The organism is Duganella sp. CT11-25, assembly GCF_047302815.1.
In the GTDB taxonomy this organism is placed as follows: domain Bacteria; phylum Pseudomonadota; class Gammaproteobacteria; order Burkholderiales; family Burkholderiaceae_D; genus Rugamonas.
On sequence record NZ_JBKBFD010000001.1, the window covers coordinates 3,338,201 to 3,353,188 of the forward strand.

Annotated in this window: 12 protein-coding genes and 1 tRNA gene; 7 read left to right on the forward strand and 6 right to left on the reverse strand. The window is 65.1% G+C overall.

Features of this window, described 5'->3' with window-relative positions:
- The first annotated feature begins 33 nt into the window (after positions 1–33).
- Positions 34–110: transfer RNA gene (locus ACEN9F_RS14310), tRNA-Met, on the forward strand.
- A 56-nt stretch (positions 111–166) separates the two neighbouring features.
- Here the strand turns inward: ACEN9F_RS14310 and ACEN9F_RS14315 are convergent.
- Genes ACEN9F_RS14315 through ACEN9F_RS14335 form a run of 5 tightly spaced genes read right to left on the reverse strand, consistent with a single transcriptional unit; the run spans position 167 to position 5,110 of the window.
- Positions 167–1,087: an HpcH/HpaI aldolase/citrate lyase family protein gene (locus ACEN9F_RS14315; RefSeq protein ID WP_413420689.1), complete on the reverse strand. Its 921-nt coding sequence runs from the start codon at positions 1,085–1,087 to the stop codon at positions 167–169.
- Positions 1,080–2,171 (reverse strand): cysteine protease StiP family protein, encoded by a 1,092-nt coding sequence (locus tag ACEN9F_RS14320; protein ID WP_413420690.1) that lies wholly within the window; start codon positions 2,169–2,171, stop codon positions 1,080–1,082. Before ACEN9F_RS14320 ends, ACEN9F_RS14315 begins: the two co-directional genes overlap by 8 nt.
- The gene (locus ACEN9F_RS14325) at positions 2,168–2,920 is read right to left on the reverse strand and encodes a hypothetical protein (RefSeq protein ID WP_413420691.1); all 753 of its coding nucleotides are present in this window, start codon (positions 2,918–2,920) and stop codon (positions 2,168–2,170) included. The genes ACEN9F_RS14320 and ACEN9F_RS14325 overlap by 4 nt, the downstream gene beginning before the upstream one ends.
- Complete coding sequence (locus ACEN9F_RS14330) at positions 2,898–4,094, reverse strand: phosphoribosyltransferase domain-containing protein (RefSeq protein ID WP_413420692.1); 1,197 nt, start codon at positions 4,092–4,094, stop codon at positions 2,898–2,900. Before ACEN9F_RS14330 ends, ACEN9F_RS14325 begins: the two co-directional genes overlap by 23 nt.
- The gene (locus ACEN9F_RS14335) at positions 4,094–5,110 is read right to left on the reverse strand and encodes an ATP-grasp domain-containing protein (protein WP_413420693.1); all 1,017 of its coding nucleotides are present in this window, start codon (positions 5,108–5,110) and stop codon (positions 4,094–4,096) included. Before ACEN9F_RS14335 ends, ACEN9F_RS14330 begins: the two co-directional genes overlap by 1 nt.
- Before the next feature lie 236 nt (positions 5,111–5,346).
- Between ACEN9F_RS14335 and ACEN9F_RS14340 the strand changes: the two genes are divergently transcribed.
- Genes ACEN9F_RS14340 through ACEN9F_RS14350 form a run of 3 tightly spaced genes read left to right on the forward strand, consistent with a single transcriptional unit; the run spans position 5,347 to position 7,646 of the window.
- Positions 5,347–5,910, forward strand: a complete 564-nt coding sequence (locus ACEN9F_RS14340; protein ID WP_413420694.1) for a PAAR domain-containing protein — start codon at positions 5,347–5,349, stop codon at positions 5,908–5,910.
- 15 nt (positions 5,911–5,925) lie between these two features.
- Positions 5,926–6,981 (forward strand): DUF2515 family protein, encoded by a 1,056-nt coding sequence (locus ACEN9F_RS14345; protein WP_413420695.1) that lies wholly within the window; start codon positions 5,926–5,928, stop codon positions 6,979–6,981.
- Positions 6,978–7,646 carry a hypothetical protein gene (locus ACEN9F_RS14350; protein ID WP_413420696.1) on the forward strand — a complete coding sequence of 223 codons (669 nt, stop codon included), beginning with the start codon at positions 6,978–6,980 and terminating at the stop codon, positions 7,644–7,646. The genes ACEN9F_RS14345 and ACEN9F_RS14350 overlap by 4 nt, the downstream gene beginning before the upstream one ends.
- 19 nt (positions 7,647–7,665) lie before the next feature.
- On the opposite strand, the gene ACEN9F_RS14355 is transcribed toward ACEN9F_RS14350, so the two are convergent.
- A complete protein-coding gene (locus ACEN9F_RS14355) occupies positions 7,666–10,014 on the reverse strand; it encodes a TIM-barrel domain-containing protein (RefSeq protein WP_413420697.1) in 2,349 nt (782 codons plus the stop codon).
- Positions 10,015–10,254: 240 nt separating this feature from the next.
- Between ACEN9F_RS14355 and ACEN9F_RS14360 the strand changes: the two genes are divergently transcribed.
- The 3 genes from ACEN9F_RS14360 to ACEN9F_RS14370 are packed head-to-tail and all read left to right on the forward strand — an operon-like array spanning position 10,255 to position 14,772.
- Positions 10,255–12,258 carry a TonB-dependent receptor plug domain-containing protein gene (locus ACEN9F_RS14360; RefSeq protein ID WP_413420698.1) on the forward strand — a complete coding sequence of 668 codons (2,004 nt, stop codon included), beginning with the start codon at positions 10,255–10,257 and terminating at the stop codon, positions 12,256–12,258.
- Position 12,259: 1 nt separating this feature from the next.
- Positions 12,260–12,868, forward strand: coding sequence for a YfiR family protein (locus ACEN9F_RS14365; protein WP_413420699.1), 609 nt, complete (start codon positions 12,260–12,262; stop codon positions 12,866–12,868).
- Entirely contained in the window at positions 12,865–14,772 is a 1,908-nt protein-coding gene (locus ACEN9F_RS14370; RefSeq protein WP_413420700.1) for a putative bifunctional diguanylate cyclase/phosphodiesterase, read from the forward strand. The genes ACEN9F_RS14365 and ACEN9F_RS14370 overlap by 4 nt, the downstream gene beginning before the upstream one ends.
- Positions 14,773–14,988: the final 216 nt, after the last annotated feature.

The window sequence follows — 14,988 nt, forward strand, 5'->3', positions numbered from 1 at the left end:
CAAGTCCCAACCCCGATAATGCTGGGCGTTGCAGGTGATATAGCTCAGTTGGTTAGAGCACAGCATTCATAATGCTGGGGTCGGTGGTTCAAGTCCACCTATCACCACCAAGATTCCGAGAGCCGTTGTCCCGTCAGGGTCAACGGCTTTTTTGTTGCCGTTCGGCTTAATTCGGGTCGCCGGCAGGGTTGTACACCGGCAGATTGTTGTTCGGATAGGTGCCGAAATGGTTGGCCTGCAGGATCACCGCCTGCGCCCAAGCGCGGTGGGTGGCGACCTCGCACATCGAATTGCCCATCTTGAACACGGCCGGGCTGTCCTTTTCCATGATCTTCTCCGCCACCGCGACGTCGATCGGCTGCACGCGGTAGTGGCTCTCGATCAGCGGCAGCTGGTCCGGGTGGATCGCGGTCTTGCCGACCAGGCCGTGCGCCAGGTCTTCCAGCACCTCGGCATCCAGCAGTTCCTCGTTGTCGAGATGCTCGAACACCGGCGCCGTCAAACGGAAGCCGTACGGCGCGAACGTCGTCACCAGCCGCGCGATCACCGGCCCCAGCGGCGTGCGGTAAATCGTCATGGTGCGCGGACGGCGTATGCCCAGCAGCGCCAGCAAGTCGTTGCCGCCGATGCGCAGCGCCAGGATGCGTCCGACCACGCCCGGCGCCCGCAGCACGTCGCGGAACAGCGCCATCTCGCGGTCGTCGAACGCCTCGGCCGTTTCCAGCGTCGGCATCAGCAGGTGGCTGGTGTGCTTGACCTGTTTGAAATAGGCGTCGAAGTTGGAGCGGGTGGCCTTGGGGATGACGAAGCCGGTCAGGTTTTCCACGCCCTTCATGGCCAGCACGCGCTCCAGCACTTCCGGGTTGCGCACGCGGACGAAGCGATCCAGCACGCCGACCGGATCCATATTCTCCAGCATCATCGACAGATTGAACAGCGCGTAACTGAGCTCGCGGTCGGCCACCGCGTCTTCGGTACAGAAGATCACCGAGCGCAGTTTCGGCATCTTTTCGCCATTGGCGATTTCCAGCAGTTCCTTGTGGGTTGCCGGCACATACAGCGATGCACCCATCGGTTTGTTAACCATCCAGCGCACTCCTAATCAGAGACACCGCCTGGTAAGGCAGTGCTGGGTCGATCACAACCGGCACATGCTTTTCCTGTGCCAGCAACTTGAGGTGACGCACATCCGGCGCGTCGGCGTCGCGCAGGATCAGCAGGCGCGGCACGCGGCGCAGCAGCACCCGCGTGGCTTCGCCGATGCCTGGCTTGATCAGATTGGGATCGGCGATGCCGTGCGCTTCCAGCAGCCGCGCCATGCTGGCGCGCGAGACGCGCGCCGAGGCCTGCGGATCCTGCGCCACCGGCGCCGGAACGCCATCGCGGCCGATCCCGATCGCGGCCTGCACGACGGCGTCGGCAAACTGGCGCGAGCGGTCGTGCGGCGCGAACTCTTCATAGTAGACGCAGCCGTGGAAATCCCCGGCGCCGATGGCGTCGTTGAGGATGGAGCGGCTGATCAGGCCGGACACGGTGGCGTTCAGGATGCTCGACGGGATCAGGTAGTCGGCCGACGAGCTGGCGCAGGCCGCCGTGCCGGCCAGGTCGGCCAGCACGTACAGGCCGGAGTCGATGCGCGTGCCATGTTCCTGGTTGTACTTGCCGACCCGGCGCGCCAGCTCGCGCGAGATCACGCCCTTGCCGGTCCAGCCGTCGACGAAGACGATCGACTCCGGCGCATGGCCGCTGCCGAGGATGAAGCGCAGCGCCGCCTCGTCGATGCCGCGGTCGCGGATGATCGACACCGAGTAGTGGCTGACGCGGCGGCCGAACATCCCGCCCAGCAGGCGCTTGAGCACCACGCCGACCGGCGTGCCGGCACGCGCCAGCGACACCAGCGTGATGTCGCCTTCGCGGCGCTCGGCGATCAGGCCGGCCAGCTTCAGGCAGTCGCGCGCCATCTGCGGCAGGTTGGCGGCGCAGGCGTCTTCAAAGATTTGCAGGTAGCGCCCGGACGGCAGCGATTCCGGCGACAGCATTTCGCTGTAGTGCTTTTGCCTCGATTGGATCAGCACCTCTTTTTCTTCGACGCTGACGAACTGCTGCAACGGCAGCCGCTTGAGCAGGATCTGCACGTCGTCCGCACGGTAGCTGCCCGAGAAGAAGGTCATAGCGCACCCACCGTCAACGCCGCCAGCTGGGTGCCGTTCGGGACGATGGCATAGTCGCAGGCGGCCATGAAGCGGGCGTCGGAGCGGCTGTCGCCCATGCCCATGGTCAGGATCTCGCCGTGCTGTTCGCGCAGCAGGCGCGTGACGTATTCCACCGCGCGCGCCTTGTTCAAGGCGTTCGGCAGCAGCGCCAGGTTGTTGCCGTTGCGGTGGATGTAGAAATCCTTGCCGGCGCCGGCGACCCATGGCGCCAGCGCCTCGGTGTCGAACGGCGCCAGGCGCTCGCCGATCTTGTCCGGATCCTTGGCCACGACGTAGAACGGCAGTCCGCAATCCTCGATCAGGCGCGCGCGCGTCTTCAGGCCGACGCTGTCGGCGTAGCTGTCGATCAGCGCCATCGCCTGCCGCAGGCCGGGCAGCGCGGCCGCCATCGCGCTGCCCATGTGTTCCATCCAGTGCGCGTCCGGCTCGCCGTCCGGTTTCAGTATCAGGCCGCCGTAGTTGAGTATCCTGTAGCTGTTGAACGGCAGGTCGACGCGGCCGAAGGCATCGCGGTTGCGCGCGGTGGCAGGGATCAGCGTCATCGACGCCTCCATCATGCCGAAGAAGGCGCGCTGTCTGGCGGTCGTGAACGAGCACGCCGTGCGGTCCTTCAGATAGGCCGCCGGCTGCAGCCCAGCGTCGCTCTCGCACTTGGCGAGGGAACTGAACAGGGTATCGTCAAGATCAACGAACAGGTATTTCTTCAACGATGTTCTCCGGCTGGAAATGGAACAAACGTCCCCGCACCTTGGCCGCCAGCTCGTACAAGGCGGCGGTGGGCGGGGTCTCGTGGCAGATCAAGACATGCTCGTACTGGCCGGGCACGACGTTGTAGACAAAGTTGGCGATGCCTTCGCCGTAGTTGTCCGGGAAGGCCAGCGCGCTGGCCACCGCGCCCCATTCAAGAATCGGCGAACGGGTGGTCGACTGCACCGAAACGTCGGCGCCACAGGCTTCCAGCGCGCGGCCGAGCAGGAAGGCCGGATGCATGAATTCCCCGGTGCCCAGCACCAGCACGCGCTCGCCGGCGGCGATGGCCGGCTTGAGGCTGGCCGCCAGCTCGCGCGGCGGCGGCAATTGCGCGGCGACACCCAGCCGCCCGAAAGCGCCGCTGGCGCCGCGATCGGCTTCGCCATCGTAGCGCTGGGCCGGCGCCTCGGCAGGCGTCAACTGGCCGGCCTCGAACGCGAACTCGCCGTTCAGCGCCGCGCTATGGCTGGCGCGCACGCCGAAGCGTCCCATCAGGCGCTCGCTGCCCTCCTCGCCCATGAAATTGGTGATCGTCACCAGGTGCACATGCTCGATGGCCGGGTTGACCGAGCGGCAGGCCGCCGCCAGGTTGACGAAGGTGTTGCCGGTGCTGGCCTCGTCGTCGATCAGCACGATGGAGCGGGCGCGCGCGAATCGCGCCGCGATCGCCGGATCCTGCGGCATGTGCAGGAACTGGCGCGGCGCATGGCTGTGCGCTTCCTCGAACTCGATCAGCGCGCCCTGGCCGACGCGATAACGCGTGGTGTGCAGGAACACCGCCTCGCGCCCCGCATCGGCATCGAGCCAGGCTTCGAACACGCCCTGCCCCAGCCCCACCGCCGTCTCGGCCATGGCGATGAAGACCACGGGTCCGGGCAGCGCCGCCGGCAGGTCGCGCGCCAGCGACACATGCAGCTCGCGCATGACGCCCGGGCGCGCCGGCCAGTGCTTGCCCAGAACCTTGCTGACAAACAGGAAGCCGCGCTTGGCGTTGGCGCGCGCGGCAAAACCGACCAGCGCATCGAGCGCGTAGCGCCCCAGCCTGGCCTTGACCTTGAGCAGACCTGTCGGCAACCGCACTTCGCGCAGGACGTCGGCGCGCGTGGCTTCGCGTTCGGCAAGCAACTCCATCAGAACACCTCGACCGCGCTGGAGACTTCGGCCACGCGCATGCCGGCACGGATCGCGGGGATCCCGACCTGGTCGAAACCGCGATCGAAGCCGGCCAGCGCGATGTACGGTAAATTCGGTCCCGCCATGCACGCCATACCGACCCCGCCCGACATGCGCGGATTAATCTCAAGCAGGCGCACGACGCCGCCGGTCTCGCGGAACTGGACGTTGAACACGCCATTCAGCCCATAGGCCTTGGCGAGCGCCGCGCTGGCCGCCAGGATCTCCGGATTCAAATCGATGGTCTGGCCGACGCCGGCCGCCAGCGGCTTCTTCCTCGGCACGGCGCACAGCAGGCGGCCATGGTCGCCCACGCAATCGACGCTGTACTCGTGCCCTTCCAGATACTCCATCACCAGCATGGTGCGGAACTCCGGCAGTTGCGCCAGGCCGCCGCGCAGGTCGGCCAGGCCGATGGTGTACTGCGCCCCGGCCAGCAACAGCTCGGCGCAGCTGCGCTGCTCGTCGATCACGCTGAAGCCCAGCCCATACACCGATTCCGACGGCTTGATGCACAGCTTCGGATACAACGCGCGCAGCTCGGCATAGGCGGCGTCGAACTGCGCCACGGTGTGGACCGCGATCGAGTGCGGCGGCGGCGCGGCGGCGCAATCGACGGTGGCGTAAAAGCGCGCCTTGTCGTGCAGCAGCTGCAGCACCTCGGCCTGCGCCACTGCCAGCACGCGTGTGCCGGCGTCGGCGAAGCTCTGGCGAGCGGCGCTGATCAGGCGCGCCTCCTTGCCGGGCACGAAGATCCCGACGCCATGCCGGCTGCAGAAATCCAGGCACCAGCCGACATAGTCCTCGCCTTTCAGGCCGACCGGCTCCAGCTCGAACTGATGCGCCGCCTGGCCGGCCGGGACGGGCGAGGTGCTGGTGTAAATCAGGTGATAGCGCCGCTCCTGGTCCGCTTCGCGGATCAGTCGCAGCGCCGTATAGACGGAGGAGAAAGTTCGGTTGAACCAGACGCGCATGGAGATCCTTGTGTACGAAGATGCGACTCGCGCGGATGCGGGCGTTCAATTTATGTCCCGACCAACAGTATCTCGATTGAAATTAAGAGCAGCTTAAGCAATATCAAATAATTAATAATAATACGCTATCGCCGTGGCGAGCACTGCGGAAATTCAGGTGTTTATTGTCCTGTGACAAGACAATACACAAGCCGCGCCGCTACATTTGAGCCTCTCCGCCTCTGTGCGAGATGCCCATGAAACGCTATCACATCACCTTAGGCGCCAAGACCACAGCCGGCGGCACCGTCATCTCCGCCGGCAGTTGCTGCTCGATCAACGGCGTGAAGGTCGCCGTCGAAGGCGACTCCATCGTTTGTCCCGCCTGCCGGTCTCAAGGCGTCATCCACATCTTTGGCCCACGCATTCCGGAAAGCTGGAACGGCAAGCAAGTCGCGCTGCAGGACGACCTGTGTGTTTGCGCATGTCCGTCGCCGCCCCGGCTGGTCGCCAGTCAAAGCTTGAAATGCCAGGTCGTCGGCGGCGGCGGTGGCGGCGGCGCCGCGCACGCCAAGCCGGCGGCGGCGAGCGCCGCCTCCGCTGTCCGCGTGCTGGCGCAGGCGGCGGCCCTGGCTGAGCAGGCCGGACAGGTCGCGTTGCGCTTCGTGGACGAATTCACGCAGGTGCCGATCGCCTCGAAGCGTTACCGGCTGGAACTGCCAGAGCGGGTCATCGAAGGGCTGACCGACGCCGACGGTTACACGCAACCCATCGACGCCGGCGACCGCACTCGCCTGGTCGCATGGCAAATCCTTGACTAGACACAGGAGCCGATCATGTCGAACGAGGTCTTCACCAAGCACCAGCATGATCCTGTTCCACTGCATCGCAATACGATGCCCGTCGCCGAATGCGGCGTGCACAGCGCGACCGTCGGCGGCAAGCCGTGCAAGGCAATCGACGTCCCCATCCTCAGTTGCGCGAGTGTCTGGTTGCGCGTGCAAAAGGAAGCGGAAGCGTGGATTACTGTCGATGGAAAACTCATTGCCGATCCGATTCAGCGCAATCGCCAAATCAACAAGGCCTATGCCCAGTTGTGGTTGGCGGACAAGCGTTTTCAATGGGCGGGTTTGGCGGCATTTGCCTCCAAGCAAGTGGGGTGCGGCTTGCTACATTCGGCCGACAATATCAAGAAGTCGCAGGAAGAGATGCTGAAGAATCACCTTCGAACCGACATCCTGAACAGCAGCGACGGCGCAGCGATCAACGTCATGCCGAGTAGCATTGGATTTGGCTCAGCATATATGCATGAGCAGCTTGCCTTAGGAAACACATTACTCTTTCTCGACATTTATCCATTACATCGTTTTTACATGCTGCGCGGATTCGAGCATTTAAAGAAGTGCCTACAGCAACGCTCGACGATTTCAGACAAGGTTGTGTGGCCAATTGAGGAGGCCAAGCTCCCATTCGGTAAGTTTTTCAATGAAATTATCACCGGCTTCGCCATGGTTGAAGGTGATGAAATCGCCAGAAGTGTCCAATTCCTAGCGTATCACGAACAAATCAACATACTACAGACAGCAATGTACGAGGATTTCGCAATGAGGCGTGCATTAGATTCCAACCAATTTTCTTGGGCGACTAACTTTCCCTATTCCGGTGTAGCCGCTGAGGTCCAATTGACTTTATCAGCGGAATGCCAATCAAGACCAGGACCGGCAACCATATGGTTCTCCAACAAAAAAACGGCAAAGTTGTATGACCAAGACCAGCGGATGGCATTCGTATATGAGGCGGCAAATCGCTTCGACATGCTACTGCATGGTAGCGAACGTGCGGCGGTCGAAAAGTCGATTGGCGACATTGCGATCAGCGGTGGCACACGATGAAAACCCGCTATATAGCAGGACTTTTGATCCTTGGCTGCGTTACGTTGGCACTGTTTTCCACTCCCAGCTCGACGATGATATCGGTAAGAGTCGGTCAGACATTTGAAGAAGTGGTACGTTCGTCGACTTTTCCTGTCAAGGCATCATCCAACATCCCTAACGATGAAGAAGTTGGTTTTGGCGTCACTTTGATAAAAGAGCCTGCGGTCATCATTTTCTTTAACGACGCCAAACACGGATTCACCCTTCCCCCCACGACATTTGCCGGAATTAGCTATATCGACAATAAAGTAAGCACGATTGCGACCTCGCCGATGCTGCACAAGCTGACTTTCGATAAAGCAGCGGCGGAGCTCGCACGCCTACAGCGTCAATTCCAGGCCGGAGGGTGGCAACCGGAAATCAATAACAAATGGTTCGACCTCACGCCGCAAGGACTGGCCCAATTGCGGCTGGACGTGCGCAATAGCAGCAATGGCTTCATGAGAACGATAATGCTGGTAGTACCCGAAAAATATGAAATGACCTTCCGTCTTTGGTGCGCAGCCAGATGCGACAGCCAAATCGGTCTAGATCGTTATCTCATCGATATCGGTCTCAGCGCGGACAACGGATTTATATTTCAACAGATCAAACGCCAACGGGAAGAGGCTATGACCCCATAGCCTCTCCACGCTGCCAATCTTACTTTCCGATCACCTTGACCAGCTTGGCCGCCGAACCGGCCAGCGCCTTGTCGCCGCCGCTGGCGGTCAGGCTTTGGGTGGCGTCGTTCCAGCGCAGCGTGGTGGTGGTCGCGCCCTTGCCTTTTTCGTAGTCGTAGCTGGCGCCGTCGTCGTCGTACAGCGCGAACTCGCCGTCCTTGCCCGGATAGACGTGGATGGCGGCGATCGCCTGCTTGGTCGCCGTCGACTGGATGTCGGCGCCCACCGGCACGATCGATCCCGCTTTGACGAACACCGGTATCTGCGTAATCGGCGCCGCGACCTTGATCCACTGGCCCCCGCTGAACTTCTCGTTGGTCCAGTAGTTGTACCAGTCGGCGCCCGCCGGCAGGTAGACATCCTTCTGCGTCTGGCCCTGCTCCGTCACCGGCGCCACCAGGAAGGCCGGGCCGAACATGTATTCGGTGCCGATGTTGCTGACGTTAGGATCGTTGGCGAAGTCCATCCACAACGGACGCATGAACGGCGCGCCGGTGTCGTAGGTGTTCTTGGCGCTCGAATACAGGTACGGGATCAAACGATAGCGCAGGCGGTCGTAATCGGCCAGCACGGTTTCGGCGGCGCGGCCGAAGGCCCACAGCTCGACGCCCTTGCGGTCGCCGTGCACGCGCAAGGTCGGCAGGAAGGTCCCGTACTGGAACCAGCGCGTGAACAACTCCGGATAGTCGTGATACTGGCCGACCACGTCGCGCGCGTCGGACGGATCGAGCAACGGTGCCTTGGTGGCCTGGGTGGTCGGCGACAGTTTCTGCCAGCCGCCGATGTCGTTGCCCCAATAGGCGATGCCGGAAGCCGTCATGTTCAGGCCCGTCGGCACCTGGCGCGCCAGCGCTTCCCAGGTCGGCTGGATATCCGACGACCAGAACAGCGCGCCGCTGCGCTGCGAACCCAGATACGCGGCGCGCGACAGGATCAGCACGCGCTTGCCCGGCTTCCACGCGCGCAGGCCCTGCGCCACGCCTTCGACGTGCAGCAGCGGGAACAGGTTGTGATAGCGGTCGCCCGAGCCGATCGAGTAGAAGAAGCCGTCCGGTACCAGGTCAGGCTCGGTCTCGTCCAGCCATGGATAGTCGAAGCCGTGCGACAGGATGTTGTCGCGTGCCTTCTCCCAGAACCACGCGCGCGCGGCCGGGTTGGTCGGGTCGATCAGGCCGCCGGTGCGGTCGGAGCGGAACGGCAGGCCGTCGACGGTCTTGCCATCCTTGTCCTTGAGCAGATAGCCCTTGGTATCGAGCTCGTTGAAGTAGCGGCCCGCCGTTTCATAGCGCGGCCAGATCGAGATGATCGACTGCATGCCCATCTCGTGCAGCTGCTTGTTCATGCCGTCCGGGTCCGGGAACTCGGCCGGGTTGATGTCCATCTGGCCCATGCGCGTCCAGTAGAACCAGTCCAGCACCATGACGTCCAGCGGGTACTTCTTCTCGCGGTAGGTCTTGGCCACGTTCAGCAGCGCTTCCTGGCTGTCGTAGCGGGCCTTGGACTGGATCAGGCCGAAGGCGGCCTTGGGCGGGATCGGCGTCTTGCCGGTCAGCCGCGCATAGCCCGAGTACAGCGCTTCCGGCTTGTCGCCGGTGATGACGAAGAAGCTGACGCGCTCCCCCACTTTCGACTGGAACGAGGTGCGGCCATTGATGCCGGCCACGAAGCGCGTGGCGGCCGGGTTGTCCCAGACGATGCCATAGCCCTTGGAGCTGACCATGAACGGCACGCACACCGTCTCGCCGGCCGGCGCGTCATACCAGTGCGCGCAGTCGATGGTGCGGCCGCGCAGGTCCAGCGCGCCGGTCGATTCCTGGTTCTGGCCCATGCCGTAGTAATGCTCGTCGGCCGGCGCGGCAAACGAGGCGCCCACCTGGTAGGTCTTTTCCGTGTTGACGGTCTGCGGCGACATCTCCCAGCCGTTCATGTTGAGGACCGTCTCGCCCCGGGCGTTGCGCACCTGCAGGCCGACCGGCGCCAACGACGGCGCGAAGTATTTCTGTCCCATCGTCGGCACGCTCGGCGCCGGCGCCGGATTGATGTGCAGCGTCAGCGCCGGGGAGGCGAAGGTGTCGCCGTCGGCGCCGGCCGTGTGCTTGAAGGCGCCGCTGTCGGCATGCTCGGCGATGATGCCGTAGCCCGGCGTCTTGAGCGCCTCGGCCTTGTCGGCGGCGATGGTGACGTGGACGATGTTCGGGCCATAGGCCTGCACCGACACCCAGGCGCCGTTGCGGTCCAGGGTGACGAGCGGCGCGGCCTGCGCTGCGGAGGCGAGCGCGAGGCCCGAGGCAAGTACCGCCGAGGCGGCGCGAAGAGGGAGCAGTTTCATGGGACGTATCCTGTGATTACAGGCCGACAATTTTGTACTGAGTGCAATAGTGTCGCAATTGCGAAAATCACCAAATGCCCAATGAAATTTAATGTTTCGGCGCGCTGCGCGGCGATACCGGTGTCGCGCCACTGTTGCGGAAAAGCCCGTGCAACCGCGCTATCGGCCCCGTCCGCCTGTACAAGCACAGGGCAACCTGCCAACATCTTGTACGGAGGCAAGACTAAAACAAAGCTATATATGCCAATGACAATAAAAGCGCGTTCATCGCGCGTGCAGGCAGGTTTGCTGTGCGCGCTGCTGCTGGCGATGCAGCGCAACGCGCAGGGCGCCGCCGAGGGCGACGACCTGACCGCGTTGCCACTGGAGAAACTGATGTCGCTGGAGGTCTACAGCGCCTCGAAGTTCGTCCAGCTGGCCAGCGAGGCGCCGTCCAGCGTCACCGTGCTGACCGCGGCCGATATCCGCGCCTACGGCTGGCGCACGCTGGGCGACGCGCTGCGCAGCGTGCGCGGCCTGTACGCCAGCTACGACCGCAACTACACTTATCTGGGCGCGCGCGGTTTCCTGCGTCCGGGCGACTACAACACCCGCTTCCTGCTGCAGATCGACGGCAACCGCATCAACGACGCCGTGTTCGACCAGGCCCCGATGGGCGGCGAATTCCCGCTCGACCTGGAGCTGGTCGAGCGTATCGAATTCGTCCCCGGCCCCGGCTCGTCGGTGTACGGCAGCAACGCCTTCTTCGGCGTGATCAACGTCATCACGCGCCGGCCGCAGGACCTCGAAGGCAGCAACGCCACGCTCAGCGGTGGCCAGGACGGCGCGCGCCGGGCGGCGGCCAGCCAGGCATGGCGCGACGGCCTGGGCACCGAATGGCTGCTGGCCGCGAGCCGCGTCAAGACCGACGGCCGCGACCTGTTCTATCCCGAATACGCCGGGACAGGCCCCAACCAGGGCGACGGCGTCGCCCGCGGCCTCGACTACGAAAGCGGCCGGCGGCTGTTCGCCAAGGCCACCCATGGCGACTATACCGCGACGCTGATCCACGCCCGGCGCGACAAGGGCGTGCCGACCGCCTCGTTCAGCCAGCGCTTCAACGATCCGCGCTCGCGCACCATCGATACCCAGAACTACGCCGACCTGGCTTACCACGCGACGCCGACGCCGCAGCTGGAGGTCAACGCCCGCCTGTACTGGGGCAATGTGCAATCGGACGGCGATTATGCGACCGACGACGAGCACGCCACGTTGAACCGCGACCTCAGCGTCAGCCGCTGGTGGGGCGGCGAGCTGACCGCGCTGGCCACCGTGGCCGGCGGCCACAAGCTGCTGGCGGGGCTGGAGTTCGAAGACGACTACCGGCAGCGCATGCTCAACTTCGATCTCGATCCCTACCACAGCTACCTGGCCGAAAGCCACAGCGGCAAGCGCTACGGCCTGTACCTGCAGGACCAGCTGGCGCTCACGCCCGAGCTGCTGCTGAACGCCGGCCTGCGCTACGACCATCACGCCACCACCGGCGGCGTGTTCAATCCGCGCCTGGCGCTGGTGCGCCAACTGGGCAACGGCACCACCGTCAAGGCCCTGTACGGCAGCGCCTACCGCGCGCCGAACAACTACGAGCTGTACTACGGCGTGCCGGGCGCCGGCGGCCAGCTGGCCAATCCGGCGCTGGGCCGGGAGCGTATCCGCAGCGCCGAACTGGCGCTGGTACGCCAGCTGGCCGACAACCGGCGCCTGACCCTGTCGGTCTTCCGCAACGAGGTCTCGGCCCTGATCTCGCAGGTCGAGCGCGGCGAACTGCCGATGTTCGTCAACGCCAACCACGCGGTGGCGCGCGGCGTCGAGGCCGAATACGAGCAGAACTGGGAGAACGCGGCGCGCCTCAGGGCCAGCTACAGCTGGCAGCGCACCACGCAGGACGCCGACGACAGCGTCAACACGCCGGCCCACCTGGCCAAGCTGAACCTGACGCTGCCGCTGCGCGGCCCGTGGCGCGCCGGCCTGGAGGCGCAGTACATCAGCCAGCGCAATATGCTCCAGGGCGGCCGCACCGGCGCCGTGCTGCTGGCCAACCTGAACCTGTATTCTCAGCGGCTGACGCCGCATGCCGACCTGGCGCTGACGGCCTACAACCTGTTCGACCGCCGCTACGCCGATCCGGCCTCCGAGGAGCATCTGCAAAACGCGATCGCGCAGGATGGCCGCCGCCTGCAGCTGAAACTGACCCTGGCGTACTGAGATGCCGACCGCCTCCTTCGCCGCCGCTTCCCCCGCCCGCGCTGCTTGCGCGCTGTGGCGGCGCTGCGCGCGCTGGCCGGCCGCGGCGTGGTCGCTGCCCTTGCCGTTGGCCCTGCTGCTGGGCGGCTGGAGCGGCGTCACGCACGCGCAGGCGGCCGTGCCGGAATACCAGCTGAAAGCGGCCGTCATCTTCAATTTCGCGGTGTTCGCCGAATGGCCGGCCGCCGCCTTGCCGCCGGCCGGCCCGCTGACGCTGTGCGCCTACCAGGGTAACGCCCTGCTGGCGGCGCTGCAGGCGCTGGCCGACAAGAACATCAACGGCCACCGGCTGGAAGCGCGCGCGCTGGCGGCCGGGGGCGCGGCGCGCAACTGCCACCTGCTGGTGCTGGACCGCCAGGACCGCGAGCGCTGGCCGCAGCTGCACCGCGAACTCGGCACGGCCAGCGTGCTCACCATCGCCGACGACAGGCAGATCGCCGCCGACGGCGCGATGCTGGCGCTATCCATGGAGGACAAGCGCATCGTGTTCGACGCCAATCTGGCCGCGCTGCGCGGCGCCGGCCTGACGCTCAGCTCCAAGCTGCTGCGCCTGGCAAGGAGCGCGCAATGACGACGCGCACGCCCAACGTCTCGCTGCGCGCCGGACCGCTCGGCAGCAAGGTCGCCCGCAGCAACATGCTGGTGGCGGGCGCCGCCCTCAGCGTGGCCGGCGTGCTGCTGGTGCTGTTCCAGTACATCGCGCTGCGCGGGGCGCTGCTGGAGGACCTGCTGGTGCAGGCCCGCATCGCCGGCAACAACAGCACCGCCGCGCTGCTGTTCCGCGACCAGCGCGCGGCCACCGAAACGCTGGCCGGGCTGGCGCTGTCGCCGGCGGTGGACGGCGCCGCCATCCTTGATCCGCGCGGCGAACCACTGGCCAGCTACCGGCGCGCCGGCCAGCCGCCGCCAGCCGCCAGCGCGCAACTGCTGGCCGAGCGCCACCACTTCAGCGCCGGCTCGCTGGAAGTGCTGGAACCGATCCGCGCCAACGGCGAAGTGATCGGCCACGTCGTCATGCGCGCCACGCTGGCGCCGCTGCACCGGCGCCTGGCGTCGTTTGCCGGCTTCACCGTGGCGGTGGCGCTGGCCTCGCTGGCGCTGGCCTGGCTGCTGGTGACGCGCATGCGCGCGGCCGTGCGCAGCGCCGAACAGCATCTGCACTACCTGGCGCACGTCGACCCGGTCACCGCCCTGCCGAACCGCAACGAATTCAACGAACGCCTGAGCGCCAGCCTGAAACGCGCCGACCGCCAGCTCACCGCAGTCAGCCTGCTGCTGCTCGACCTCGACAACTTCAAGGTGGTCAACGACACGCTGGGCCACAACAGCGGCGACCTGCTGCTGCAGCTGGTCGCGCAGCGCCTGCGCGACACCCTGCGCGAGCACGACGTCATCTGCCGCATCGGCGGCGACGAATTCGTCGTCATCATCGAGGCGGCGGAAGCCGCGCGCGAGGCCGACGCGGTGGCGCGCAAGATCCTGCTGGCGCTGGCGGCGCCGTTCTCGATCGAGCACCAGCTGCTGCATGTCAGCGCCAGCATCGGCATGGCCGCCTATCCGGCGCACGGCGACAACCCGCAGTCGCTGATGCGCGGCGCCGATACCGCCATGTACCACGCCAAGAACCTGGGCAAGAACGGCTACCAGATGTTCCGCCAGGAGATGACGCTGCGCGCCCACAAGCGGCTGAAGATGGAGGCCAACCTGCGGCGCGCGCTGCAGAACGACGAGCTGACGCTGCACTACCAGCCGCAGATCGACGTGCGCAGCGGCCGCATGACCGGCTTCGAAGTGCTGACCCGCTGGACCTGCCCGGAACTGGGACCGGTCAGCCCGGCCGAGTTCATCGCGGTGGCCGAGGACAGCGGCGTGATCGTGCCGCTCGGGCGCTGGGTGCTGCGGACCGCCTGCCGCCAGGCCGGCGCCTGGCACCGGCTCGGCCTGCTGGACGGCATCGCCCACGTGGCGGTGAACCTGTCCGCGCGCCAGACCTGCGACACCGGCCTGATGGACGACATCCTGGCGCTGCTGGCCGAGAACGGGCTGCCGCCGCAGCTGCTGGAGCTGGAGCTGACCGAGGGCGCGATGATGGAAAACGTCGACGCCAACCTGACGCTGATGCAGCGCATCCAGGACGCCGGCATCCACCTGTCGATCGACGATTTCGGCACCGGCTACTCGTCGATGGCCTACCTGAAGCGCTTCCCGATCGACCAGCTCAAGATCGACCGCAGCTTTGTCAGCGACGTGCCGGGCGACGGCGCCGCCATCGCCATCGCCATCATCGCGCTGGCGCACAGCCTCGATCTGTCGGTGGTGGCGGAGGGCGTGGAGAACGCGCAGCAGATGGAATTCCTGCGCGAGGCCGGCTGCGACACCATGCAGGGCTACTATTTTTCCAGGCCCGTGCCGGCGCCGGAACTGGAGCAGATGCTGCGTGCGCGGCGCCAGTTCATCGGGCCGGCCGCGGCGTAGTTTTTTCCCCACAACTCGTATAGAAAATTTGCGTTAGCCTATACGAAGTCGGAATAGCAGCCCATTTAAATAATCACCATCTTGATTATTTTCCGCTCCGCGGCCAGGCGGCGGACTGCGTTTCAGAGTGCAAGCCCATGCCACCCGTTGTTTTTCTTGCCGCACATGGCGATTTTCGCCACATTGCCGCCCGCCGTGTAAGTGCTTAGTCTGACC

Coding starts and splice junctions, on each gene's coding strand:
- ACEN9F_RS14335 (WP_413420693.1), bottom strand. CDS start 5,110: ATGCGCGTCTGGTTCAACCGAACTTTCTCCTCCGTCTATACGGCGCTG.
- ACEN9F_RS14370 (WP_413420700.1), top strand. CDS start 12,865: ATGACGACGCGCACGCCCAACGTCTCGCTGCGCGCCGGACCGCTCGGC.
- ACEN9F_RS14365 (WP_413420699.1), top strand. CDS start 12,260: ATGCCGACCGCCTCCTTCGCCGCCGCTTCCCCCGCCCGCGCTGCTTGC.
- ACEN9F_RS14315 (WP_413420689.1), bottom strand. CDS start 1,087: ATGGTTAACAAACCGATGGGTGCATCGCTGTATGTGCCGGCAACCCAC.
- ACEN9F_RS14330 (WP_413420692.1), bottom strand. CDS start 4,094: ATGGAGTTGCTTGCCGAACGCGAAGCCACGCGCGCCGACGTCCTGCGC.
- ACEN9F_RS14320 (WP_413420690.1), bottom strand. CDS start 2,171: ATGACCTTCTTCTCGGGCAGCTACCGTGCGGACGACGTGCAGATCCTG.
- ACEN9F_RS14350 (WP_413420696.1), top strand. CDS start 6,978: ATGAAAACCCGCTATATAGCAGGACTTTTGATCCTTGGCTGCGTTACG.
- ACEN9F_RS14345 (WP_413420695.1), top strand. CDS start 5,926: ATGTCGAACGAGGTCTTCACCAAGCACCAGCATGATCCTGTTCCACTG.
- ACEN9F_RS14360 (WP_413420698.1), top strand. CDS start 10,255: ATGCCAATGACAATAAAAGCGCGTTCATCGCGCGTGCAGGCAGGTTTG.
- ACEN9F_RS14340 (WP_413420694.1), top strand. CDS start 5,347: ATGAAACGCTATCACATCACCTTAGGCGCCAAGACCACAGCCGGCGGC.
- ACEN9F_RS14355 (WP_413420697.1), bottom strand. CDS start 10,014: ATGAAACTGCTCCCTCTTCGCGCCGCCTCGGCGGTACTTGCCTCGGGC.